This is a genomic window from Lentzea sp. NPDC102401 (assembly GCF_044765805.1).
In the GTDB taxonomy this organism is placed as follows: Bacteria; Actinomycetota; Actinomycetes; order Mycobacteriales; family Pseudonocardiaceae; genus Lentzea; species Lentzea sokolovensis.
The window spans coordinates 154,879-177,173 of sequence record NZ_JBIWKS010000018.1 but is presented as its reverse complement, the minus strand read 5'-3'; the positions used below and the strand labels follow the sequence as shown (position 1 = coordinate 177,173).

The window sequence follows — 22,295 nt, the reverse complement described above, 5'->3', positions numbered from 1 at the left end:
TTCCCGCTTGCCCTGTACCGACGACCTGTTGACCTCCTCTACCTGGTTAGGGCCTCGCGCGTCCTCCGCCCACTCGCACCATCTCCGGCCTCGAACGCGAATGCCTCCGCCGCTGCAATGGCGGGGACATCGACGACGAGACGGACGGGGGAACGGATGATGCGTGGGCGGCGACCGGTTCGGGGACAGGGATCATGGTGGTCGGGAGGACCTCCTCGGCGGCAGCGGCAGCGGGCTCTTCCTCCGGCTGCGTCCACACAGGAGTGTTCGTCTCGACCGCGTTCTGCCGGAACAGTTCCGGGGTCTCGGTGATGATCTTGCCGGGCGACTCCAGCCCCACGATGCCGACGAGCTTGCCGTTGGCGATGAAGCCGGTGAGTCCGTTCACGTCGGTGGTGTCGGTGCCCAGGACGGGCAGGCCGGCGCCCTGCACGCGCATGCCGTACTGCTCGGTCCAGAACCGCGGGACCGGCGTGTACGTCTTGGCGTGGTTGCGGCCCACCAACAGGTTCTCGGCAGCGGCCCTGCCTCCCTCGACGGCGTTGAGCCAGTGCTCCACGCGGCGCACGGCACCGTTGAAGCGCATGTTGGGCCAGCGGGCCACGTCACCGCAGGCGACGAGGTTCTCGGCGCCGACCACGTGGTTCGTCGAGTCGCACAGCACGCCGTCGGAGATGTCGAGGCCGGAGCCGCGCAGCCAGTCGACTGCAGGCGAGGCGCCGACGGCCAGCACGACGCACGAGGCGAAGAAGACCTGACCGTCGCTCAGGTGGATGCCGATGCCGCCGGGCTGACGCACCCAGTGCTTGATGCCGACACCGGTGGCGAGGCGGACGCCGTGCTCGACGTGCGCCTCGGTGATCTTCTTGCCGATGTCGTCACCGACGACGCCGCCCAGCAACGCGGGCGAGCGCACGATCAGGGCCACGTCGCGGCCCATGTGACGAATCGAACAGGCGAGCTCGCAGCCGATGAACCCGCCGCCGATGACGGCGACGAGTCCCTGCGACTGACGGATGTTCTTGCGGATCGCGATCGCGTCGTCCAGCGTCCGCAGCACGTGCACCCGCGGGTCGTGGCGCGGAGCGCCGCCCATCGCCCTGGCGTCGACGCCGGTGGCGATGATCATGCCGTCGTACTTGATCTCCTCGCCACCGGGCACCCAGACCGACTGCTTCTTGGGGTCCAGGTGCAGGGCCGGGGAGTTCATGCGCCACTCGGCGTCGAGGTCACCCGAGAACGACAGCAACGAGTCGTCCGGGGTCCACTCTCCGGTGATCATCTGCTTCGACAGGCAAGGGCGGTGGTACGGGAGGTGCCGCTCGGCGGACAGGATGGTGATCTGCCCGTCGAAACCCATCTCCCGCAGCCGTTCCGCGGAACGGACTCCACCGAGTCCGCCGCCGACGACCACGATCCGTTCGCTCACTTCACTCGCTCCCTGATCTCGATCGCGCGCATCGGGCACGCACGTTGTGCCGCCCTGGCCTGAGCGAAGTGCTCCTCTGGCGGCCGGCGGTTGTAGGTCAGGCGGTTGTCCTCGATCAGCTGGAAGACGTCCGGTGCCTCCGCCTGGCAGGTGCCGTAGCGGTGGCATTTCTCGTTGTTGACGCTCACGTCCATCGCGTCGCCCTCGCCGACGCCGGGTTCCTTGCCGCGCTCGGGGTCGAGCATCCCGATGCGCATCAGCACGTCGGGCGGGAGGAACCGGGCCAGGGCCAGGGTCGCGGTCGGGACGAGAACGGTGAGGCCGGCCAGCCAGAGAACGGACAGGTTGCCGTTCGCGATGGCGCCGAACCAGGAGTGCACCACGGTGATCGTCACCGCGATGTACGCCGTTTGATGGAACCTCAACCACTTGCGGTAGAAGACTTTGTGCCTCATCGAGGCGAGCACGGCGATCGCGAGCATGACCTCCAGGCCGAGGATGCCCAGCGCGTGCCGGAACAGGCCGCCGTCGACGAACGGCAGGACGAGCTTGATGAAGCTGAAAGTACCGGTCTGGATCAGGGTGAAGGCGAACGCGTGGATGCAGCCGAACGCGATAGCCAACGAGGCGAGCACCATGTGCCCGTTCTTCAGTCCTTCACGTCCGGTGAGCTTCTCGGCCCACCCGGTCGCGATGAGCACACCCCAGGACAAGGTGGCGCACATCATGACGTAAGCCAGCCTGGCAGACAGCTGAGCCATCTTCTTGACGCCCGAGTCGAACTCGGACGACTGGGCCACCAGGAGCGGAATCTGGCTGGACAACAACACTTCCTCCGAGAGAACTTCGCGGGAACCCGCCCGGACCTGCGGTGCAGGAGTGGACACTTCAGGGCCGGGCGGGTGGGAACAGGTCCGCGTTGGAGTGCCTCTGACCTTGGGACACCACCTCCGTTTACTGCTTTGCAACGGGGTCTTGCGAAATCACCGCACCGGTCGTCGCGGGCGGAGTACTCGGAGCAGGAGCACCGTGAGAACGGCTCCCGCGGCGGTGACCGTGAGGATCACCCACATGTTCGGCCCCTCGTCGGAGGCCAGGGTCGCGTTGATGATGCCGCCGGCCGGCTGGGGTTCCGCGAACGACGAGTCGCCCGCGATGCCCGTGCTCTCCAGCAACGTCATGTGCTTCATCACCACGTCGATGCCTGCCTGCGCGAACCCGCGGATCACGTCGTTGCGGGTCTGCGTGCGGACCTTGGCGATGAAGTTGAAGACCTGGCCGTGCGCGGCACGCAGCCTCGCGACGAAGGCCTGGTCGAACGCGTCTCCTTCGAGCGCGTTGATCTCTTCCATCCACGACTGCTGCGACGGGTTCGGCACGTCCGGGGTGGTGAGCCCGAACTGGGCGGCCGTCTTCTTCGTCAGCGTGTCCAGCATCATGTGGTCGAGCATGATCATCTTGCCGATCTGCTTGACCCGCGCGTTCGACGCCTTGGTGGCCGTGAGCTCGCCCATGGGCATCTCCCACAGGCCTGCCTGGCGCACCTTGTTCAACAGATCGCGGTCGTTCGCGGTCAACGGTCCCGTCGGGGTGTCCATCACTCCCCCGGTGTCCGCGGGCTGCGCTGCAGCCGTGGCGGACAGGCCGGTGAAGAGGAACAACATCGCCAAGACGGTGGCGAGGGCTCTGGTCATCGTCTTGATGTCCTCGTTGTCCAATGGAAGTCGATAGGGGTTCAATGAATTTCGCCTGAGCAGCTGGACTCAGTAGCCGGGTGCGGCGGGCGGAGCTGCGGACGACGGTGCCTGTCCGGTGCTCGAGGGGGACGTGCTCGGCGTACCGCTGCTCTTGTTGCTGTTGTTCTGCGCTTTTCCGCCGGTGATCTTGGCGCCGTTGGGGGCGGTGACGAACCACACTCCGCCCTTTCCCTGCCCCTTCATGTCGCCGGCGGTCTTGTCCTCGGCGTAGGTGTACTGCGGCCAGCCCTGGATCGTGAGCTGCTTGGTGCCGTCCGGCCTGGTCAGCACACCCATGGAGATCGGGTCGATACCGGTCGCCATCGGCGTCTTGTCCGCCGGCACCGGCTTCCACGCCTTCGCGCACTCGCCCTCGCAGTTGGACTTGGACGGTTTCGGAACGTCCTTGTCGTAGCGGTAGAGCGGGAGCCCGTCGGCGTCGGTGACGAACCACCCCATCTGCTCGGTGTTCGAGATGAAGTACAGGTTCGCGCCGCCCAGATCAGCGGGTTTCGCCTGCAAGCCGCCCGTCGCGGCCCCTCCTGGAGGGGTCTGGGTGCTGCCGCACGCCGTGAGGCTGAGAGCCAGTGCCGCGAGAGCGGTGATGGCCTGTTCACGTCGCATCGGCTGGGGTCCTTTCTCGGCGGGGTACCGAGGAGTACGGACACGATCCGGCCACGGTTCACGAACTTCGTGAGGAATATTTGCCTCTCGACTTGAGCCGGTTGATGGGGCAAGGATGTCCCCCGTGGCGCGGCATAGACGTCAACGCGAGTTAGACGAACAATCACCAAGACCGGGGTCTCTCGAGGAAGAGTTGATCCGTCGGCTGTACGAGGAATTCGGGAGCGCCCTGCTGGGACACTGCATGAGACTGACGGGCCATGATCGTCAATGGGCCGAGGACATCGTGCAGGAAACCCTGGTCAGGGCATGGCGCAACGCCGAAAAGCTCGAGCGTGACCCCGTGCTCTTGCGGTCGTGGTTGTTCACGGTGGCAAGGCGGTTGGTCATTGACGACAGGCGTAAGAGAAGCGTCCGTCCGCAGGAGTTCGAACTGACCCCTTCGGACGAGTCGCCTTCGGGCAGTGAAGAGGATCGCACCCTCGCGGCGATCGTCGTGGCCGAGGCGATGAACGGTCTCTCCGAGGAACACAGGGAGGCTATTCTCGAGACATATCTGCGGGACCGCACCGTCGGTGAGGCCGCGGCTGCACTGGGTGTGCCGCCGGGAACGGTCAAGTCGAGGGTGTACTACGCGCTCCGTGCGTTGCGGCGTGCGTTGCACGATCGGGGAGAGACGCGGTGACAACGGCACCAGATCACCTCGACGTCGCCGCCTATGTGCTCGGCATCCTCGATGCCGATGAGGTGGAGGCGTTCGAGAACCACCTGACCGAGTGTCGGCGGTGTGCTCTTGACCTGCGCGACTTCGCGGTGGTGCCCGACCTCATCGACGAGGCCGACGCGGGCGGGATGCTGCGCGGGACAGCTCCGGAACGCCCCGACGGCAAGTCGGTGCGGGTCATGCTCGACGCCGTCTCGGCGCGCAGGAAGCGCCGCCGGTGGTTCGTCGCCCAGGGTGTCGCGGCCGCCGCCGCCGGCATCGTGGCGGTGACCGCCGTGGTGACGACGCTCGTAGTGCGCGGAGGGGACGAAGGTTCGAACCAGGCGGCCCCCAACAACACCACGACCACGTCGCAGACTCCGGTGGCGAACAACTCCACGGACTCTTCGATGAAGGTCCAGCAGCAGGATCCGAACAGCGGTGTCTTCACGAAGATCACCGCCTCCGACGAGCCGTGGGGAACCTCGATGGACATCGAGGTCAGCGGCATGGTCGGCCCCAGCAGGGGTTCGCTCGTCGCGGTAGGACGCGCGGGTCGCGTCGCCCAGGTGACGTCCTGGTACGCCCCGGAACCGGTGGCGGGCGACAAGAAGACCATCCGGCTGCAGGCGAACGTCGCCATGCGCTGGCACGAGATCGCGACGTTCCGGATCGTCGACGAGAACGGCAAGACCCTGCTCGAAGTCGTGGCTTCCTGACGTTTCGCGACACCAGAGGGCTGCCCCCGCGGGATCCGTGAGATCCTGTGGGGGCAGTTGTCGTTTTCGGGGAGGCTATCTACGTGGCAATTGGCCCGTCAGCGGTCGAACGCTGGCTCGATCTGTCCACAGAGGAACTGCGTGCACAGATCACGAAGCTCGTCGCCGCCCGGCTACCGGATGATCACCCTGTGTGGCATGCGATCCGGCGTCATCAGGCGCTCGTCCCCCGCATTCGCGGCGTCCTGTCCGGACTCGCGGCGACCGCGGCCGGCGGCAAGGACGAGGCCATGCAGAAGGTCTGGATCTCCAAGGCGCGTGCCGCTCTGGACCAGCCCTACGTGGCGCCCGTGAAGGCCGCCCGCAAGCCGGTGGTCAAAGAAGAGCCGGTTGAGGAACCCGAAGCGGTGATCGACCTGCGTGAGCCGGAACCTCAGCAGCTCAAGCAGCCGCACAAGGCCATTCCGACGATGCTCTTCCAGGAACCTAGTTAGGGGTCCGCTCAGATGGTCGTCTTCGGATCGTTCATCTCCCTGGCCGGCTTGCTGATCCTCTTGTTCCGCAACGCCCCGCTGGGCGGCCTGAGCCCCGCGGTGGTCGGCTGGGTGCTGATCCCGCTCGGACTGCTGTTCGCGGTGCTGGGCGTGCTGCGCAACCGCCGCAAACGCGCGCAGGGGGTTCCGGGCCCGGTCGGGAACCCGATCCAGCGCGCGAAGGCGTTGCCGCGGCTGTGGAAGACCTGGCGCAGCGGCAAGTACCCGGAGCTGCCGCGCAGCCAGGTGCTGCTGTGGGCGGTGGGGCTGGTCTACCTCGTGTCGCCGATCGACGTCCTGCCGGAGTTCCTTCCGGTGATCGGTGTGACCGACGACGCGGGTGTCCTCGTGTGGCTGCTCAGCAGTCTTTCGGTGGCCTCAGGCTCGTACCTGCGCTGGGAGAAGGATCATCGCGACACGAGTCGCGGGATCGAGGCCCCGTGAGGCCTCCTCGCGCATGATCGCGGCCAGTCCGGGAGAAGTCTCCGCGACGGCCTGGAACCCGAGGCGCTCGTAGTAGGGCGCGTTCCACGGCACGTCGCGGAACGTCGTGAGCGTCACAGCGCGCTCGGAGCGGGTGACGTGCTCGATCAACGCCGCGCCGATCCCCTGGCGGGCGTGCGTCGGATGCACGCTGACCTGGTGGATGTGCGTGGCGCCGTCGACGTCGCCGACCGCGATGAAGGCCACGGGCACGCCTTCCGCGCCGATGGCGACCCAGACCTCGTGCTCGGCGAGGTCCTTCAGGGACATGGGGTCGTCGTCGGCGATCTCGGGCATTCCGATGTCGCGGAACGGTTCTCCGGAGGCGTTTTCGATCTCCTGGAGGTACGGCAGTTCGGCTGGTTGGGCGAGACGGATCAACACGCCGCACATCCTGGTAGGTCGGACGCGGACCCCGCAGCCCAATAACAGTAAAGTCCGACTCGATGCGAACGAAGACAGTGCGCGTCCTCCTGGTGGAGGACGACGATGGCGACGCCTTGCTCGTCGAGGCGCTGCTCGAAGAGGCGAACGCGCCGTTCGTGCTGGCGCGCGCCCGCACACTGGCGGAATCCGAACAGTTGCTGGGCGACGCCGAGTGCGTGCTGCTCGACCTGGGCCTGCCGGACGCGACCGGGCTGAACGCGCTGCACCGGCTGCTGAGCAGGCCGAACGCGCCCGCGATACTGGTGCTGACCGGGCTCGACGACGAACGCGAGGGCATCACCGCGGTCGCGGCCGGTGCGGAGGACTACCTGGTCAAGGGCCAGGTCGACGGCGAACTGCTGCTGCGCGGGGTCCGGTACGCGGTCGAACGCCGCCGTTCCGAGGACGCCCAGCGCCAGCTGCGGGAAGCGAAGCTGCTGGCCGCCGAACGGGCCCGGCTCGAACGCGGCCTGCTCCCTCCCCCGCTGCTGCAGAACTCGGACGTCGACCTGGAGGTCCGCTACCAGCCCGGTGGCCAGCGGATGCTGCTCGGCGGCGACTTCTACGACGCGGTCGGCATGCCGGACGGCACCGTGCACGCGATCATCGGCGACGTCTGCGGCCACGGCCCGGACGAGGCCGCGCTGGGCGTCTGCCTGCGGATCGCATGGCGTGCGCTGGTCCTCTCCGGCGCACCGCCCGAGAAGGTGCTGCAGACGCTGGACCAGGTGCTGGTCGCGGAACGGCACGGCGAGGGCATCTTCACCACGGCCTGCATGGTCACGGTGGCGCCGGACCGGCGGTCGGCGCGCTACTTCCTCGCCGGGCACCCCGAGCCGTTGCTGATGGTGGGCGACCGGATCGTGGACCTGCCGCAGTCGAAGATCGGCGTGCCGCTCGGCGTGCTGCCCGACTACGCGTGGACCGGCGTGGACGTGCCGCTGCCGTCCGGCTGGTCGATCGCCTGCTACACGGATGGACTGATCGAAGGCCGGGTACCTGACGACATCGACCGGCTCGGCGTGGAACGCCTGTGCGACATCCTGCACCGGCACCTGCGGAACGGCCCGAACTGGATGGACTCCGTCATCGCGGAGGTGACGGAGCTCAACGGAGGCGCGCTCGATGACGACGTGGCCATTCTGCTGCTGAAGGACGGTAAGTGAATCTCCCGCAGAGGATGCCGGCGAGCCGCCTGCTCGGCGTGATCGCGGCGGTCCTGCTCGCCATGACCGCGGTCGCGATCTCGTCCACGGTGGTCGCTCTCGACGCGCTCAGCGACACGCGGTCGCAGTCGGTCGACAGGATCGAGCCCGCTGCCCGCCGCGCCCAGACCCTGGACCGCTCGCTGCTCGACCAGGAGACCGGCGTGCGCGGTTTCACCCTCACCGGCCAGGACGACTTCCTCAAGCCGTACCTGGACGGTCAGGCGTCCCAGACGGAGGCCGCCAGGAGCGTGCGCGACCTCGTCGGCGACGTCAACGGCCGGGTCAGCCGCATCGACGACCTCGCGCGGCAGTGGCGCTCCGAGTACGCGGACCCGACGATCGCCGCGATCAAGGCGTCCGGCCCCGCCGCCGGGGTCGCGGGCGACATCGAGCGCGGCAAGGTGGTGTTCGACCAGCTCCGTTCCGAGACGGCGGCGCTGCAGAGCGACATCGGCGGGCTGTCCCGGCAGGCCCGCGAGGATCTCGACGGCGCGGCGAAGGTGGTGCTGTGGCTGGTGATCGGCATGGGTGTGCTGCTGGTCGCGGTGATCGGCGGACTGACGGTGCTGCTGTACCGCCTGCTGATCGCGCCACTCGCGAACCTCGCCGACCACACGCGGCAGGTGGCCTCCGGCGACTTCGAGCACGAGATCGACGCGGACGGTCCACGTGAGACGGTCATGCTCGGCGAGGACGTGAACCAGATGCGCCGCCGGATCGTGCAGGAGCTCGCGACGCTCGCGGAGGCGAAGTCCGAGTTGCAGCGGTCGAACTCGGAGCTGGAGCAGTTCGCCTACGTCGCCTCGCACGACCTGCAGGAGCCGTTGCGCAAGGTGGCGTCGTTCTGCCAGCTGCTGCAACGCCGCTACGGCGGCCAGCTCGACGAACGCGCCGACCAGTACATCGACTTCGCCGTCGACGGCGCGAAGCGCATGCAGGTGCTGATCAACGACCTGCTGGCGTTCTCCCGTGTCGGCCGGATGTCCCGCGAGCAGACGGTGATCGACCTCAACGACCTGGTGGGCCACGTCGTGGACAGCTTCTCCGACCGCATCGAGGAGACGGGGGCCCGTCTCGAGATCGCGGAACTCCCCTCCGTGCGAGGTGAGGCGTCTCTGCTCAGCGCGGTGTTCCAGAACCTGATAAGCAATGCTTTGAAGTTCAGGGGCGCCGAGGCGCCGATGATCACCGTCAGCGCCGAACGCCACGGCGAGATGTGGAAGTTCACGGTGCGGGACAACGGCATCGGGATCGAGCCGGAGTACGCTGACCGGATCTTCGTCATCTTCCAGCGCCTGCACCCGAAGGACGCCTATCCGGGCACGGGCATCGGACTGGCGATGTGTCGCAAGATCGTCGAGTTCCACGGCGGCACGATCCGGCTGAAGACCGATGTGGACTCCGGCACCTGCTTCGAGTTCACCCTGCCCGTAGTCGCGGAAGTCGCCGCCGAGCTTGAGGAAGTACATGTCTGAGTCACCACTGACCGTGATCGACGTCCTGCTCGTCGAGGACGACCCCGGCGACGCCCTGATGACGCAGGAGGCGTTCGAGCACCACAAGATCCGCAACTCGCTGCACATCGTGAAGGACGGCGTGGAGGCGCTGGAGTTCCTGCGGCGCGAGGGCCAGTACGAGAACGCGCCGCGGCCGGGCCTGATCCTGCTGGACCTGAACCTGCCCCGCAAGGACGGCCGCGAGGTGCTCAGCGAGGTCAAGAACGACGCCGAGCTGCGCTCGATCCCCGTCGTCGTGCTGACGACCTCGGAGGCCGAGGAGGACATCCTGCGCAGCTACAGCCTCTACGCCAACGCCTACGTCACGAAGCCGGTGGACTTCGACAGGTTCATCGAGGTCGTTCGCCAGATCGACGACTTCTTCGTCACCGTGGTGAAGCTGCCCCGCTGATCACAGCGGCGCTGAAGTCCAGGCAGGATCGGCAGATCTGCGCCTCGGCACCTTCGTGGACCGGTTTGGTCTCGCTGCAGAACGAGCAGTGGCCGACCTCGGCGACCTGAGCCGCGCTGACGCACCCGTTGCAGATCAGCGCGACCGGTCCGGCCATCAGCTTGTCGACCTCGTCGCCGGCACGCCCGCAGAACCAGCAGCGCTCGGTGCGCCGGGACTGCTCGACGATCTGGTGCACGCGCTGATGGCTCATCGCCAGCGCTTCCGCGATCTCGCGCATCGAGCCGCCGGCGCGGTGCAGCACCAGCACGCTGTGGTGGTAGATGGCCTTGGCGATGTCGGCCTGGGACTGGGCGGCCGCGGAGGCGGTACCCGCCTTCCGCGCCACTGCCAGCAGTTCCTCGTCCAGAGTCATGCCGTCTACGTTAGCTAGACGCGTCTACCGTGACTAGACGTCGTCTAGGTGACGTAGACACTCAGTCGACACTGCGCACGATCACGGGTTCCTCGTCGGCCTGCACGACCCACTGCTGGGGTTCGCGCGGTTCAGGGACGACCGGCGCCCAGATCCCCGTCCCACCGGGACGACGCTGCCTGCGTAACTCGAATTCCTCTCGCGTGGTCATGCACTGTGGCTACCCGCCTGGGCGGAACGTATGCCTGACAGCATCGTCGTGATGGCCGCCATGACCCGTCGCGTGGCCTCGGCCAGCACCTCGGCGGTGAGATCGAGGTCGTACAGGTCCGACAGGTCGACCGGCGCTCCCGCGACGACCTCGATCCTCTTGCGCGGCAACAGCCTCGGCAGGATCGTGCCCTTCGGCAACAGGTCCTGCGTCCCCCACTCGGCCACCGGCACGACCGGGACGCGGGATTCGAGGGCCATCCGCGCCACCCCGGACTTGCCCTTCATCGGCCAGTTGTCGGGATCGTCGGTGAAGGTGCCCTCGGGGAACACCATCACGCACTCCCCGTCGCGCAGCGCCTCCACAGCGGGCCTCAGCGCCTCTGAGGCCTTCACAGTGCCCCGTTCGACCGGGATGTGACCACCGGAGCGCATGACCCAGCCGACGACCGGCATGCGCCACAGGGAGGCCTTCGCGAGCACGCGCGGCACCCGGTTCGACATCAGCGCGAACACCACGGCCGCCACCGTGTCCGCATTGGACAGGTGGTTGAACGCGAGGATCACGCCGCCGTTGCCCGGCACGTGCTGCTTGCCGCGCACCCTGAGGCGCACGAACAGCACGACAACGGGCCACAGCACGTCGATCGCCAGCGAGAACCAGAATCCCCTGCCGCGGCGGGGCATCTTCCAGGTCCAGGCGGCCAGCTCAAGCGGTGTCACGCCTGGTATTCGAGCACGCCGGCGTTCAGAGTTCGGGTCAATTCGCCACGTTCGACGAGAACGTCGAGGTGCGCGGCCGTCTCGCCGATGGCCAGCACCTGGTTGAACATGTCGAGATCGTCGAACCGGCGCTGCCGGCGGGTCCAGCCGATCTTGCGGGCGGTCTCGAACGCGCTGCCCGCCACGGCCTTCCCGATCTCCTCCAGGCGCTGCTCGTGGAACTGCAGCAGCTCGTCGACGCGGGCGTGCGAACTGTCGGTGACCTCGCCGTGCGCGGGCAGCAGCTTGAGGTCCGGCAGCTCACGGGTGAGCCGCAACGACGTCATGTAGTCGCCGAGCGGCAGTTCGGGCCGGAGCGGTTCGAAGCCGATCGACGGCGTGATGTGCGGGAGCACGTGGTCACCGGAGAACAGCACCTTCGCGGTGTGGTCGACGAACACGACGTGCCCGCGGGTGTGGCCGGGCGTCGGGATGACCTCGAGCTTGCGGTGCTCCAGGTCCACGGTGCTGCGGACGAGCCACTCGTCCGGCTCCTCGTAGTCGCGCAGGGCCTCGCCGCGGTCGACGTGGTGCATGATCTTGATCCACGTCTCGGCCAGCTCCGCGGCACCCCACTTGCGCAGGTCGTCGACGTGCTGGTCGTCCTGGCCGTGCAGCATGTGCCGCAGCGACGGCTGCTCGCCGAGGCCCAGCGCGATCTTGTTGCCGAACGTCCTGCGCAGCGACACGGCCATCGTGAAGTGGTCGCGGTGCACGTGCGTGATGAGGAACTTCCTGATGTCCTCGAAGCCCTTGTCCAGCGTGCCGAGGGCGGCTTCGAGCTGGTCGCGGGCCTCGTCCAGCGCCCAGCCGGAGTCGACCAGGACGAGGCCGTCGCCGTCCTCGATCGCGTAGACGTTGACCGCGCGCAGCCCGTCGTTCGGCAGCGGCAGCGGAATCCGGTGCACCCCTGGTGCGACCTCGAACGCGCCCGGCTCACTCCACACGCTCGCCCACCTCATTGTTAGCGACAGCAACTATCCCTACCGGATAGTAACCCGGTATTCCGGATGCTTGTCGATGTACTTCGCCACGAACGGGCACAACGGGGAAATCTTGACATCACGGGCAAGCGCGTCGTCGAGCGCGTACTTCGCGAGCTGGGCGCCGAGGCCCTGACCGGCGTAGGCCTCGTCGACCTCGGTGTGCACGAGGGCGACGACCTCACCGATGACCCGGTACTCCAGGAACCCGGCGAGCGCACCGTCGACGTGGACTTCGTAGCGGCTCTCGGCCTCGTTGTTGGTGACCACATCAACCATCTTGCCTCGGACGATGGAAAATGGCCCGCATGGACGTCTACCTGCTCATCCTGGGTGACCACCTGCCCAACCCGTGCACCGGGCAGGAGGTGCCGCAGGCCGACCGGCTGCGGGCGATGGTCGAGCAGGCGGTCGTGGCCGAGGAGGCGGGCTTCGCGGGCGTCGCGATCGGCGAGCACCACTTCACCCGCTACATCGTGTCCGCGCCCGAACTGCTGCTGGCGGCCGTGGCGGCGCGCACGTCGACGTTGCGACTCTCGACCGGCGTGACGCTGCTGGCCCACCGCGACCCGGTGCTGGTCGCCGAGGCGCTGGCGACGCTCGACGTGCTGTCGAACGGCCGCGCCGAACTGATCGTGGCGCGCGGGGTCGACAAGGAGACCGACGCGGCGTTCGGTGTGCAGCCGGGTGAGTTGCGGGCGCGGTTCGAGGAGCACCTGCGGTTGCTGCTCAAGCTGCTGGAAGAGCCGTCGGTGAGCTGGGACGGGCGGTTCCGGGGGCAGCTGAGCGACGTGACGACGACGCCTCGCCCGGTGCAGACGCCGCGGCCGACGGTGTGGATCGGGTCGGGGTCGGCGGTGTCCGCGGATCTGGGAGCCGAACTGGAGATGCCGCTGATGCTGCCGTCGACGTTGCGGGATCCGTCGATCTACCTAGAGGTCGTGCAGCGGTACCGGGAGCACTTCCCCGCCGGACGGGTCGGCGTGCCCAGTCACGTGTTCGTGTCGCGGGAGGACGCGCGGGAGCGGTGGCGGCCGCACCTCGCAGAGTACGCGCGGTTCGCGGATCCGTGGCGCGGGGACGGCGACATCGACGTCGACGCGATCATGGACGGCTCGGCGGTGTGCGGCACGCCGGACGAGGTGGCGGCGCGGCTGAACGCATTGGCGGAACACCTGTCCATCGACACGCACCTGGTGATGGTGGACATCGGTGGCATGCCGCACGAGTCGGTCATCGAGACGATCCGGTTGTTCGGCGCGGAAGTGCTTCCGAAACTTGTTTAACGCGAGCGGTGCCAAGGGTTAACACGAGCCAGGCAGGATCGACGGCGTGGGCATCACCGTCATCGGCATCACGCATCCTGGGCAGGTCGGGGCTCTCCCCGGCGGCACGAACGTGCTGGTGCTGGCCGACGACGGCACGTACGCCGACGAGTTCCTCGACACCGACTTCGGCGCGCATCAGCTGGTGGTGCGCGCCCACGGGCGTGGGTCGGCGTTCTTCGGGGTGGCGGACAAAGCCCGTGAGTTGGGTGCGGATCGGATCCTCTTCGGTGGCGTGCACGACACCGCCGCCTCTTTCGCCACCGGAGAGGATCCCGTGCTGGTGCTCGGCGTGCGACCGCCGGGTGGCCCGATCGCGATCAACGCGGCGTTCGCCGAGTGGATGGACCGCTGGCCGAGGCCGGCGCGCGCCTACCGCGGTGACGTGGACCACTGGCTCGCCGAGAACGCGTTGAGGGAAGGCCTCCGCGTGGAATTGGTTTCATGGCTGATGGAACCGACCGTCCCCTTGCGACGGAAGTTGACGGCCTAGTAATCCGAAGGCTGAAGACATTGCGGCAGTAGTGAAATAACGTTTCCTCCAAGCAACCGCATGGCTACGTGGCGCAGCTGAGAGTTCTCTCAGCGTGGTGACTCGGGCCGGGGGCACCGGGGTTAATCTCAGGGTCTATCTCAGTGGAAGACCTGACCCTTCGGTGTGCCCGTGTCACCGAAGATGGTGCGCACGAAAGCCCACAGGAGGGGACAGACAAGTGAGCGCGTCCGATGGAGTCGCGGCCAGAGCCGTCGACGTTTGGAAGTCTTATGGGTCCGGCGACGCTGCCGTGACCGCGCTCGCGGGGGTGAGCGTCGACCTGGAGAAGTCCAGGTTCACCGCGATCATGGGCCCGTCGGGGTCGGGCAAGTCGACGTTGATGCACTGCCTCGCGGGGCTGGACGACGTCACGAGCGGCGAGGTGTGGGTCGGTGACACCAAGGTCACCGGGTTGAAGGACCGCGGTCTCACGGAGCTTCGGCGGGACAAGGTCGGCTTCATCTTCCAGCAGTTCAACCTGCTGCCGACGCTGACCGCGGAGGAGAACATCACGCTGCCGCTCGCGATCGGCGGCAAGAAGGTCGACAAGGCGTGGTTCGACGTCGTCGTCGACACGGTCGGTCTGCGCGACCGGCTCACGCACCGGCCGACGCAGCTGTCGGGTGGCCAGCAGCAGCGCGTGGCGTGCGCCCGTGCGTTGGTGTCGCGCCCTGACGTCGTGTTCGCGGACGAGCCGACCGGCAACCTGGACTCGCAGTCCGGCGCCGAGGTGCTCGGGTTCCTGCAGCGGTCCGCCCGTGAGTTCGGGCAGACGATCGTGATGGTCACGCACGACCCGAACGCCGCGTCGTACGCCGACCGCGTCATCTTCCTCAAGGACGGCCACGTCGTCCGCGAGCTGCTGTCGCCCTCGGCAGAAGAGGTTCTCGACACGATGAAGCACCTCGACTCTCCCGAAATGATCGAGAGCAGCGCGGTGCGCCATGTTTAAGGCGACTCTCAAGAGCTTGCTGTCACGCAAGCTCCGCCTGGTGCTGTCCGCGCTCGCGGTGGTGCTGGGCGTGATGTTCGTGTCCGGTTCGTTCGTTCTGACCGACACGCTCCAGCGTTCGTTCACCGACCTGTTCTCGTCGGCCTTCGCCAACGTGGACGTCTCGGTGTCGCCGAAGGCGGAGAAGGGCAAGCAGCCGGAACCGCTGACGCCGCAGGCGATCTCCGACGTGAAGTCGGTGCCGGGCGTGGCGTCGGCCGTCGGTGACGTGCAGGGGTCCGCGCGGCCGATCGGCAAGAACGGCAAGGTCATCACCACGTCGGGCTCGCCCCGGTTCGGTTTCAACTGGACGGGCACCGGCCAGGAGAAGATCCGCGAGGGCAAGGCGCCTGCAGCGGACAACGAGGTCGTCCTGGGTGGTTATCTCGCGACGACCGGCGGTTTCAAGGTCGGCGACGACATCGCGCTGCTCACGCTGGAGCCCAAGAAGACCTTCAAGGTCACCGGAATCTACGAGTACGCGGGCGGCCGCGACTCGCTAGGCGGCGAGCTGTCGGTGGCGTTCACCGAGCCGATCGCGCAGCAGTTGTTGCTGGGCAAGAAGGACGCGTTCTCCGGCATCACCGTCACCGCGGCCCAGGGCACCTCTGACGACGCGCTGCGGGACGCCGTCGCGGCCAAGCTCGGCTCCGGTTACGACGTCAAGACCGGTGCGGTGCTGGCGAAGGAGCAGGCCGACCAGATCAACGAGGGCCTGAAGTTCTTCAACTACGTGCTGCTCGGGTTCGCCGGCATCGCGTTGTTCGTCGGCATCTTCATCATCCTCAACACGTTCTCCATCATCGTCGCCCAGCGCACGCGGGAACTGGCGCTGCTGCGGTCGATGGGCGCCTCCCGCGGCCAGGTCATCGGGTCCGTGGTGCTGGAGGCGCTGGTGATCGGCCTGATCGCGTCGATCGTCGGTCTCGGGGCAGGGATCGGCATCGGGGCGTTGCTGGCGAAGATCTTCAGCTCGGTCGGTGGCACCAACCTGCAGCTCGCGGGCATCGGCGTGCCGTCGTCGGCGATCATCTCGTCCTTCGCGGTCGGCATGATCGTCACCGTGATCGCGGCGGTCATGCCGGCGCTGCGGGCGTCGCGGATCGCACCGGTCGCGGCGATGCGCGAGGCGGCCACGCCGGACCGGCCGCTCACGAAGATCACGATCACCGGCGCCCTGGTGGCCGCCGCGGGTGGCACGTCGCTGGCGTTCGGTTTCAACCAGGCCTCGCTGCCGCTGATCTTCGGCGGCATCCTCGTGGCGTTCGTCGGTGTGGCACTGCTGACCCCGATCCTGTCCAGGCCGATGGTGTCGCTGATCGGCCGCCTGCTGTCGTGGTCGATGCCAGGTCTGCTGGGGCGCCGCAACTCCGCGCGCAACCCGCGCCGCACCGCGATCACCGCGGCGGCGCTGATGGTCGGCATCTCGCTGATCACCGGCGTGAGCGTCGTGCTGACGTCGGCGACCAAGTCGATCGAGAAGTTGGCCTCCGGTCAGCTGCAGACAGACCTGATCATCTCCGGCGAGGGCCAGATGGAGGGCCAGCCCGCGTCGTTCAAGCGGGACGTCCTGACCAAGGTCGAGAAGACCGACGGCGTCAAGTCGGCGGTCGGCTGGTCGCAGGACGGCGTGCTGCAGGGCGAGGACCAGTTGTTCGCGGTCGGGGTCACGGACATGCCCGCGCTGGCGACGATGTTCGCGCTCAAGCCGAAGTCCGGTGACATCAAGCCTTTGAAGGACGACCAGGTCGCGCTGCCGGAGGAACTGGCGGCCGAGAAGGGCTGGTCGGTCGGCAGCAAGGTCACGCTGCAACTGGCCAAGGGCGAGCCGAAGGACTTCACCGTCGGCTTCGTCTGGGCCAAGTCGCAGGTGCTGCAGGGCGCGCTCGTGCTGCCGGAGTCGGCGAGCAAGAGCTTCCGGTCGGACCAGATCGCCCAGGCGTTCGTCCAGGTCTCGCCGGGCGTGTCCGCGGCGGACGTGCAGAAGCGCGTCGAACCGCTGTTCGCGGACAACCCGGAGATCACGGTCCAGGACCGCAGCGCGTTCGTGAAGCAGACGACCTCGCAGTTCGACACGGTCCTGCTGATGATCCAGATCCTGCTGGCGCTGGCGATCCTGATCGCCGTCCTCGGCGTCATCAACACCCTGGCGCTGTCGGTGATCGAGCGGACCCGCGAACTGGGTCTGCTGCGGGCCGTCGGCATGCGGCGGTCGCAGGTGATGCGGATGATCACCGTCGAGTCGGTGGTGATCTCGGTGTTCGGCGCGGTGCTCGGCCTAGCGGTCGGTCTCGCCCTGGGCGTCGCGACCGTGCAGGCGCTGAAGGACCAGGGCATCTCGGAGATCGGGCTGCCCTGGATGACCATGGTCCAGTACCTGGTGGTGGCGGCGTTCGTCGGTGTGATCGCGGCGATCCTGCCCGCGATCCGGGCCGCGCGTCTCAACGTGCTGGACGCGATCGCGTACGAGTAGGCAGAAAGAAGGGGCTGTGCCACGCCGTCGCGTGGTGGCACAGCCCCTTTTCTCATGCGTGGGGGCAGGTGTCCCGGTACGCCGAGATGAGAGTGTTCGCAACGGGTGCGGGGCACAGGAACTGGTCGTAGCGCAGGTCGTCGTCGACGAACCGCTTGAGCCACGACAGGGTGTACTTCCGCACCGTCACGTTGTCGCTGCGCGGCGCCGAGTGGTCGCCGCCCCGCAGTTCGAGGAACGCCTTGTCGGGGGCGGCGGTCATCGAGTTGTAGAACGGCGTGGAGTGCTGCGAGTTGGGGGCGGTGGGGTCGTTCTGGCCGCCGAGCACCATGGTCGGCACCGCGACCGTCGGCCAGCTCTTCGTGGTGTGCCAGCCGGCCATCGGGATCGAGGCCTGCAGGGCGGGACGGGTGGCCGCGGCGCGCAACGCTCCGCCACCGCCCATGGAGTGGCCCATCACGGCGAGGCGCGAGGCGTCGACGCGCGGGTTGGTGCGGACCACGTAGTCCAGCGCCGCCAGCAACTGGCGGCCCCGGCTGTCGGGGTCGTCGAAGCCGGACAGGGTGTTGATGGTGATCACGACGAACCCGTAGGACGCCAGCCGCGGGCCGAAGTGCGCGACGGACGTCTGGGTGGCGGTGAAGCCGGGTGAGACGGCGACCGCGCCGAACGTGAGATCGCTGGTCGGGGTGTAGACCGTGCCGCCGCCGAAGTTCGACTGGCGGGCCACGGCCGCGGACGTCACGGCGAACGTGCCGCGAGCTGCCTCGACCGTTGCGGCCGTGGGTGCGGGGCCGCGCTCGTAGGGGTTGGCCGCCGCGGTGGCGACGGCAGGGGTGGCGACCGGGATCAGCGCCAGGGTGAGTGCCGCAAGCACGACTTTGATGCGCACGACGATGACACCTCGATTGGTTGCAGGGGAACCAAAAACCGACGGCGAGGCTCACGCTACCGCCCAGTAGCCTGCCGGGGATTCGGCCACATGGATGGTTACGGGGACGTTTCGACGCTGTTCGACAGAATGTTTCCCAGAACCGGCTCGTCACCCAGCGCAGCGGACCGGAACTTTGTCGTCCTGTTCAGTCACCGTAGAAGCGGTATGCGGCGAATCAGATGGCGCACGAGGGTGATCACGTGCCCACCCGGAGACAGTTCCTCGTTCTGAGCTCCACAGCAGCACTCACCAGTCTGCTGTCCGAGACTCCCGCGTCCGCAGCCGAAACCGCGCAGCCCTACGCGTCCTACTGGCACCCGGCGACGATCCTCGACTGGGACCCTTCGACCGACCGGGACGCGAAGTACAACCGCAGCACCGTGCCGCTCGCGAGACGTGTCGTTCCGGCCAGACCGGCCAACGCGCACGCCCGTCCCGGCGAGGCCCGAGTGCAGGCGCTCGTGGCGTACGCGCCCACGAGCGACAACCCCGCACAGGGTGCGCTCGACATGAACTACTACGCCACGAACTACTGGCAGTACATCGACGAACTGGTGTTCTGGGGCGGGTCCGCGTCCGAGGGCCTGATCCTCGCGCCGAACCCGACCGTCACCGACGCCGCGCACCGCAACGGGGTCAGGGTGATCGGCAACGTGTTCCTCCCGCCGACCGCGTACGGCGGCCAGATCCAGTGGGTCCGCGACTTCGTCAGGCGCGAGGGCGACCGGTTCCCGGTGGCGGACAAGATGATCCAGGTCGCGCGGCACCACGGGTTCGACGGCTGGTTCCTCAACCAGGAGACCGCAGGCGGCAACACCCAGCTCGCGAACGACATGCGCGACTTCATCGTCTACCTGAAGAAGAGCGGCCTGCGGATCATCTGGTACGACGCGATGACCGACAGCGGCAGCGTCAGCTGGCAGAACGCCCTGACCGCGCGCAACCGGATGTTCTTCGAGCAGTCCGACGAGATGTTCATGAACTTCTGGTGGAGCACGCAGGGTCTCGCGAGCTCGGCCGCGCTGGCCCAGCAGATGGGCCGCAGCCCGTACGACCTGGCGTCCGGTGTGGACGTCGAGTCCAACGGCTACAACACGAGCGTCGGCTGGGCCTCGGTCTTCCCCGAGGGCAAGCCGCACGTGACGTCGCTCGGATTCTACCGTCCGGAGTGGACGTTCAAGTCGGCGACGAGTCCCGCCGACTTCTACAGCCGTGACAACAGGTTCTGGGTCGGCCAGAACGGCGACCCGGCGAACACCACGACGACGGCGAACTGGAAGGGCATCGCCCACTACATCACCGAGCTGACGCCGATCACGAGCCTGCCGTTCGTCACGAACTTCAACACCGGCCACGGCAGGAAGTTCGCGGTCGGCGGCACGGTCCGGTCGGCGCAGGCGTGGAACAACCTGTCGTTGCAGGACGTCCTGCCGACGTGGCGGTGGAGCGTCACCGGCACCGGCACGAAGGTCACGCCGTCGCTCGACTGGGACGACCCGTACGACGGCGGCACCGCTCTGAAGATCACCGGCACCCCGCAGTCCGCCAACGACGTCCGGCTGTTCGCGACGTCGCTGAAGCTGACCGGCAACAGCCAGTTCGAGATCGTCCACCGCACCGGCACCGGTCCGTCGCGGCTCCAGGCGGTCCTGCGGTTCGGCACGACGGAGAAGGTCCTCGACCTCGGCGGGGTCAGCGGCGCGTGGCGGCGCAGCGTCTTCCCGCTCGGCGAGCACTCCGGCGCGACGCTCACGGAGATCTCGCTGCGGGTCCTGCCCGGTGCGGCCGTCACGGCGTTGATCGGCCGAATCGGCGTGACGAACCCGGTCATGACTCCCCCGGCGGCACCGGCGGGCGTCCGGGTCGAGCAGGTGAGCCGCACCAACGCCACGACGGCATCGGCGCGGCTCACCTGGACTCGTTCGCCCGGTGCCATCAGGCAGTACCGGGTCTACAAGCAGGCCGGTTCCGAACGGATCTTCCTCGGTGGCACGACGAACGACGCGTACTTCGTGCCGGCGATCCCGCTCACCACCGGCGAGACCGCACAGATCGAGGTAGAAGCCGTCAGCGAGGCGTTCGACGTCTCACCACCGGCGACGATCTCGATCACTGGTACACCCTGACGTAGTCCAGCACCATGTCCTGCGGCAGCTGCGTCCCGGCCCCCGGCGGGCCGGGCCAGTCGCCGCCCACCGCGTTGTTGATGATGAGGAAGAACGGGTGGTCGTAGACCCACGGGCCGCGCGTGGTCTCCAGCACGTTCCGGTCGACGGTGAAGAACCGGTTGCCGTCCACGCTGAACGTCATGTGGCTCGAGTCCCACTCGACCGCGAACGTCCGGAACGCCGACGAGGCAGGCTGACCGAGGTCGAGCGGTGACCCGTACCCGCCCGCACCGAAGTACGCGGGCGCGTGCAGCGTCGAGTAGACCCGGTTCGGCTCCTTGCCGACGTGCTCCATGATGTCGATCTCGCCGGTGTACGGCCACGGCCTGCGCTGGTCGAAGAAGTCCGCGCCCAGCATCCAGAACGCGGGCCACAGCCCCTGCGTCGACGACACCTTGATCCGCGCCTCGACCCGGCCGTAGGTGAAGGTGAACTTGCCGTAGGTGTTCAGCCGCGCCGACGTGTACTGGCAGGTCCCGCTGCCGCTGACCGGATCCACCGGGCACGCGCTGCCGGGCGTCACCTCACGCCGCGCCTGCAGCACCAGGTTGCCGTTGCCGTCGTGCCGGGCGTTGTTGTTGTTCGTGTAGTACTGCAGCTCGTTGTTCACGCCCGGCCCGGTCTCCGGTGTCCACTTCGAGGCGTCCGGCCCGGAGCCCGCGGGCGCGTTGAACTCGTCCGCCCACACCAGCCGGCCGGGGAACGACGGGTTCGGCGGCAGCGGCGGTGGCGTGATCGGAGCACCTCCCGTGCCGTAGACCTGGAACTCCCACAGCGAGTAGCCGTAGCCGTTCGACCTGGCCGTGCCGTACATCCGCACGTACCGGCCGGTGCCGCTGACCGTCAGCGTCTCCTTGAAGCCGCGGCTCGTGGTGGTCGAGTAGATCTCGCGCCAGGTCGAGTTGTTGTCCGAGACCTCGATCCGGTACGCCGTGGCGAACGCCGGATCCCACTGCAGCACGACCTTGGAGATCGTGGCGGTGGCGCCGAGGTCGACGGAGATCCAGCCGGGGTCGACCCAGCCGTTCGTCGCGCTCGTCGCCCAGCGGGTCGCCGGATCGCGGTCGAACGCCTTGGCCGGGGTGCACCCCGAGCAGTTCGGGTCGTCCTGGAACGTCGACGCGGCGCCGGTCCTGCCGTAGGAGAGCAGGGTCTCCGCCGCACTCCCCTGGGTGCCGAACACCTGGAACTCCCACAGCGAGTAACCCCACTGCGTGGCCCGCTGGGTGAGGTCGAGGCGCACGTACCTGCCGGTGCCGGTGACCGCGAGCGTCTCGGTGCCACCCGGTCCGGCGGTCGTCGCGCGCAGTTGCTGCCACGAGTTGCCGTCGGCGGAGATGCTGAGCGTGTACGCCCGTGCGCTCGCGGTCTCCCAGGCCAGCACGACCTGGTCGACCCGCGCGGACGAGCCCAGGTCGATCTGGATCCACTGCGGGTCGCTGAACGTGCTGGACCAGCGGGTTCCGGCGTCGCCGTCGACCGCGGCCGTCGCCGCGAAAACGGCGTTCTCGCTGCTGGACGCGGTGACCGGACGGTTCTGCGAGATCAGCGGACCGGCCGCCGAGGCCGGCACCGGGACGAGCAGGGCGGCCGCGACCATCGCCGCGACGAACAGAGGGAGTCTTCCGCGTTGAAGCCTTCCTGACATGAGTGCTCCTGAGGCCGGAGAACGGGACGGCGGCGCGAGAGAGCGCTCTCTGGGACAGGAGTTCAGAGCCGAGAGTCAGGGC

General features: G+C 67.9%; 24 protein-coding genes. 12 read left to right on the top strand and 12 right to left on the bottom strand.

What is annotated here, in order from left to right:
- Positions 1-46: 46 nt before the first annotated feature.
- The 4 genes from ACIRG5_RS43205 to ACIRG5_RS43190 form a co-directional block, all read right to left on the bottom strand.
- Complete coding sequence (locus tag ACIRG5_RS43205) at positions 47-1,429, bottom strand: NAD(P)/FAD-dependent oxidoreductase (protein WP_402916365.1); 1,383 nt, start codon at positions 1,427-1,429, stop codon at positions 47-49.
- On the bottom strand, positions 1,426-2,253 hold the full coding sequence (locus tag ACIRG5_RS43200; protein ID WP_402916364.1) for a 4Fe-4S domain-containing protein: 828 nt from the start codon (positions 2,251-2,253) through the stop codon (positions 1,426-1,428). The genes ACIRG5_RS43205 and ACIRG5_RS43200 overlap by 4 nt, the downstream gene beginning before the upstream one ends.
- Before the next feature lie 159 nt (positions 2,254-2,412).
- On the bottom strand, positions 2,413-3,147 hold the full coding sequence (locus ACIRG5_RS43195; RefSeq protein WP_402916362.1) for a DUF4142 domain-containing protein: 735 nt from the start codon (positions 3,145-3,147) through the stop codon (positions 2,413-2,415).
- 45 nt (positions 3,148-3,192) lie between these two features.
- Positions 3,193-3,789, bottom strand: coding sequence for a hypothetical protein (locus tag ACIRG5_RS43190; RefSeq protein ID WP_402916360.1), 597 nt, complete (start codon positions 3,787-3,789; stop codon positions 3,193-3,195).
- A 115-nt stretch (positions 3,790-3,904) separates the two neighbouring features.
- On the opposite strand from ACIRG5_RS43190, the gene ACIRG5_RS43185 reads away from it, so the two are divergent.
- Genes ACIRG5_RS43185 through ACIRG5_RS43170 form a run of 4 tightly spaced genes read left to right on the top strand, consistent with a single transcriptional unit; the run spans position 3,905 to position 6,188 of the window.
- Positions 3,905-4,474, top strand: a complete 570-nt coding sequence (locus tag ACIRG5_RS43185; protein WP_045315736.1) for a sigma-70 family RNA polymerase sigma factor — start codon at positions 3,905-3,907, stop codon at positions 4,472-4,474.
- Complete coding sequence (locus ACIRG5_RS43180) at positions 4,471-5,211, top strand: zf-HC2 domain-containing protein (RefSeq protein ID WP_360034953.1); 741 nt, start codon at positions 4,471-4,473, stop codon at positions 5,209-5,211. The genes ACIRG5_RS43185 and ACIRG5_RS43180 overlap by 4 nt, the downstream gene beginning before the upstream one ends.
- 47 nt (positions 5,212-5,258) lie before the next feature.
- Positions 5,259-5,705, top strand: a complete 447-nt coding sequence (locus ACIRG5_RS43175) for a hypothetical protein (RefSeq protein ID WP_319981316.1) — start codon at positions 5,259-5,261, stop codon at positions 5,703-5,705.
- 12 nt (positions 5,706-5,717) lie between these two features.
- Positions 5,718-6,188 carry a YkvA family protein gene (locus ACIRG5_RS43170; RefSeq protein ID WP_402916357.1) on the top strand — a complete coding sequence of 157 codons (471 nt, stop codon included), beginning with the start codon at positions 5,718-5,720 and terminating at the stop codon, positions 6,186-6,188.
- On the opposite strand, the gene ACIRG5_RS43165 is transcribed toward ACIRG5_RS43170, so the two are convergent.
- Positions 6,123-6,608 (bottom strand): GNAT family N-acetyltransferase, encoded by a 486-nt coding sequence (locus ACIRG5_RS43165; RefSeq protein ID WP_402916382.1) that lies wholly within the window; start codon positions 6,606-6,608, stop codon positions 6,123-6,125. The two genes, ACIRG5_RS43170 and ACIRG5_RS43165, sit on opposite strands and share 66 nt — an antisense overlap.
- 65 nt (positions 6,609-6,673) lie before the next feature.
- Between ACIRG5_RS43165 and ACIRG5_RS43160 the strand changes: the two genes are divergently transcribed.
- The 3 genes from ACIRG5_RS43160 to ACIRG5_RS43150 are packed head-to-tail and all read left to right on the top strand — an operon-like array spanning position 6,674 to position 9,769.
- Entirely contained in the window at positions 6,674-7,819 is a 1,146-nt protein-coding gene (locus ACIRG5_RS43160) for a PP2C family protein-serine/threonine phosphatase (protein ID WP_402916355.1), read from the top strand.
- Positions 7,816-9,336 carry an ATP-binding protein gene (locus ACIRG5_RS43155; protein WP_402916353.1) on the top strand — a complete coding sequence of 507 codons (1,521 nt, stop codon included), beginning with the start codon at positions 7,816-7,818 and terminating at the stop codon, positions 9,334-9,336. Before ACIRG5_RS43160 ends, ACIRG5_RS43155 begins: the two co-directional genes overlap by 4 nt.
- The gene (locus tag ACIRG5_RS43150; RefSeq protein WP_402916351.1) at positions 9,329-9,769 is read left to right on the top strand and encodes a response regulator; all 441 of its coding nucleotides are present in this window, start codon (positions 9,329-9,331) and stop codon (positions 9,767-9,769) included. Before ACIRG5_RS43155 ends, ACIRG5_RS43150 begins: the two co-directional genes overlap by 8 nt.
- Here the strand turns inward: ACIRG5_RS43150 and ACIRG5_RS43145 are convergent.
- The 5 genes from ACIRG5_RS43145 to ACIRG5_RS43125 form a co-directional block, all read right to left on the bottom strand.
- Positions 9,744-10,184, bottom strand: coding sequence for a ClpX C4-type zinc finger protein (locus tag ACIRG5_RS43145; RefSeq protein WP_402916349.1), 441 nt, complete (start codon positions 10,182-10,184; stop codon positions 9,744-9,746). The genes ACIRG5_RS43150 and ACIRG5_RS43145 overlap by 26 nt on opposite strands.
- A gap of 61 nt (positions 10,185-10,245) precedes the next feature.
- Positions 10,246-10,395: a hypothetical protein gene (locus ACIRG5_RS43140; RefSeq protein ID WP_402916347.1), complete on the bottom strand. Its 150-nt coding sequence runs from the start codon at positions 10,393-10,395 to the stop codon at positions 10,246-10,248.
- The gene (locus ACIRG5_RS43135; RefSeq protein ID WP_402916345.1) at positions 10,392-11,117 is read right to left on the bottom strand and encodes a lysophospholipid acyltransferase family protein; all 726 of its coding nucleotides are present in this window, start codon (positions 11,115-11,117) and stop codon (positions 10,392-10,394) included. The genes ACIRG5_RS43140 and ACIRG5_RS43135 overlap by 4 nt, the downstream gene beginning before the upstream one ends.
- Positions 11,114-12,118 carry an MBL fold metallo-hydrolase gene (locus tag ACIRG5_RS43130; protein ID WP_402916343.1) on the bottom strand — a complete coding sequence of 335 codons (1,005 nt, stop codon included), beginning with the start codon at positions 12,116-12,118 and terminating at the stop codon, positions 11,114-11,116. Before ACIRG5_RS43130 ends, ACIRG5_RS43135 begins: the two co-directional genes overlap by 4 nt.
- A gap of 21 nt (positions 12,119-12,139) precedes the next feature.
- Positions 12,140-12,418, bottom strand: coding sequence for a GNAT family N-acetyltransferase (locus tag ACIRG5_RS43125; protein ID WP_402916341.1), 279 nt, complete (start codon positions 12,416-12,418; stop codon positions 12,140-12,142).
- Between the two features lie 29 nt (positions 12,419-12,447).
- On the opposite strand from ACIRG5_RS43125, the gene ACIRG5_RS43120 reads away from it, so the two are divergent.
- The 4 genes from ACIRG5_RS43120 to ACIRG5_RS43105 all read left to right on the top strand — a co-directional run bounded on the left by ACIRG5_RS43120 (position 12,448) and on the right by ACIRG5_RS43105 (position 17,463).
- Positions 12,448-13,425: an LLM class flavin-dependent oxidoreductase gene (locus ACIRG5_RS43120; RefSeq protein WP_402916339.1), complete on the top strand. Its 978-nt coding sequence runs from the start codon at positions 12,448-12,450 to the stop codon at positions 13,423-13,425.
- A 46-nt stretch (positions 13,426-13,471) separates the two neighbouring features.
- Positions 13,472-13,957 carry a hypothetical protein gene (locus ACIRG5_RS43115; protein ID WP_402916337.1) on the top strand — a complete coding sequence of 162 codons (486 nt, stop codon included), beginning with the start codon at positions 13,472-13,474 and terminating at the stop codon, positions 13,955-13,957.
- A gap of 292 nt (positions 13,958-14,249) precedes the next feature.
- Positions 14,250-14,951 carry an ABC transporter ATP-binding protein gene (locus ACIRG5_RS43110; RefSeq protein WP_402916335.1) on the top strand — a complete coding sequence of 234 codons (702 nt, stop codon included), beginning with the start codon at positions 14,250-14,252 and terminating at the stop codon, positions 14,949-14,951.
- Between the two features lie 16 nt (positions 14,952-14,967).
- Positions 14,968-17,463 carry an ABC transporter permease gene (locus tag ACIRG5_RS43105; protein ID WP_402916333.1) on the top strand — a complete coding sequence of 832 codons (2,496 nt, stop codon included), beginning with the start codon at positions 14,968-14,970 and terminating at the stop codon, positions 17,461-17,463.
- A 52-nt stretch (positions 17,464-17,515) separates the two neighbouring features.
- Here ACIRG5_RS43105 and ACIRG5_RS43100 read toward each other — a convergent pair whose 3' ends face one another.
- Positions 17,516-18,355, bottom strand: coding sequence for a dienelactone hydrolase family protein (locus ACIRG5_RS43100; RefSeq protein ID WP_402916331.1), 840 nt, complete (start codon positions 18,353-18,355; stop codon positions 17,516-17,518).
- 242 nt (positions 18,356-18,597) lie between these two features.
- Here ACIRG5_RS43100 and ACIRG5_RS43095 point away from each other — a divergent pair, with 242 nt between their 5' ends.
- The gene (locus ACIRG5_RS43095) at positions 18,598-20,523 is read left to right on the top strand and encodes a hypothetical protein (RefSeq protein ID WP_402916329.1); all 1,926 of its coding nucleotides are present in this window, start codon (positions 18,598-18,600) and stop codon (positions 20,521-20,523) included.
- On the opposite strand, the gene ACIRG5_RS43090 is transcribed toward ACIRG5_RS43095, so the two are convergent.
- Complete coding sequence (locus ACIRG5_RS43090; protein ID WP_402916327.1) at positions 20,507-22,213, bottom strand: discoidin domain-containing protein; 1,707 nt, start codon at positions 22,211-22,213, stop codon at positions 20,507-20,509. The genes ACIRG5_RS43095 and ACIRG5_RS43090 overlap by 17 nt on opposite strands.
- Positions 22,214-22,295 lie beyond the last annotated feature (82 nt).